Here is a 1,154-nt window from a genome sequence, read left to right as displayed (position 1 = left end):
CTTAACTACCGCAAATGCTCGAGCTATAAGTTTATTTCTAACATTATTTACTGCTAACATTTTATCTTTTCCTTCTGCCAACTTTTTATTATAATATAATCGTAATTCACTATCATGTTGGATAGCAGATACACTAGCCATACTCAGCAAACTTTTCATCTTCCTATCTCCCAAATAATGGCATTGTTTTCTTTTATGAATACTAGTACCCGAACGATGTTCAAAAGGTGCTGTTCCACAATAGCTAGAAAACGCTCTCCAGCTATCAAAACGCGTAAAGTTTCCTGTATGATAAATTAACTGACTTGCTACGACTAAACCAAAACCTTTAAGACTCGTTAGTAATTCATAATTTTTATGCATTAACTCATCTTCAGACAAAATCTCTTTTATGCGCTTTTCTATTGATATGACTTGCTTAGTCAGGTATTCAATACTGCGTTTTAAACTGATACATCCAGCATCTGTTGTTGGACTCGTCAATAGAACTTTCATTTCCTTTAAAGTTCCTTTTAAACCTGCATTATTACGTACTATTTGATCCCTTAAAGCTAGTAATCTTCCAAGCTCTAGATGAGATGTACTCTTAACTGTACTTGGCTTTAATTCTTCGCGATACAACCATCCGTAACGAGCAATTAAACAAGCATCCAAAACATCTGTTTTCTCTTTTACTATACCGGATGAACGTTTAATTTTTAAAGGGCTCTCTTCTACATAAACTATATGTTGACTAGAGAAATAAAGAGCTAACTTTAGAGAATAATACCCTGTATTCTCAAAACAGTAAAAAACTGGAGCCTCCTTACATATCTTAAAAACCCATTTTATAAGGCTTTTATAACCAACAAGATCATTCACAAACGCTTTGTGTGCTTGACCATGATAACAATAAGCATCTATTGTTTTTTTTGATACATCAATTCCAACTACTTCTTTGTAATTTTTCATATTTTTACAATTAACGTGATTAAATAGGTTGCAAAAACTACTTCCTTTATCGGGATCTTATACGCCTGGTATTCCAAATGGTTCTTTGCAACTTTATAGAAAGAGAGGACTCGTACGTGTAATGGAACTACAATTCTTAAACACGTTATAGTTCTCCTCTTTTTCTAGCTAAAGTTATTTAATACAAACTAAAGAAACACGTT

General features: G+C 32.8%; 1 protein-coding gene. It reads right to left on the bottom strand.

All coding sequences use genetic code 11. The features are described 5' to 3' along the window. Positions 1-951 (bottom strand): IS110 family transposase (locus tag Q1B05_RS18515; RefSeq protein ID WP_299782937.1); only part of this gene is annotated, 951 nt, incomplete at its 3' end. Between the last annotated feature and the right edge of the window lie 203 nt (positions 952-1,154).

It is taken from the genome of uncultured Formosa sp., from assembly GCF_947500765.1.
In the GTDB taxonomy this organism is placed as follows: domain Bacteria; phylum Bacteroidota; class Bacteroidia; order Flavobacteriales; family Flavobacteriaceae; genus Formosa.
The sequence above is the reverse complement of the archived record's forward strand: the minus strand, read 5'-3'. Positions and strand labels throughout refer to the sequence as shown.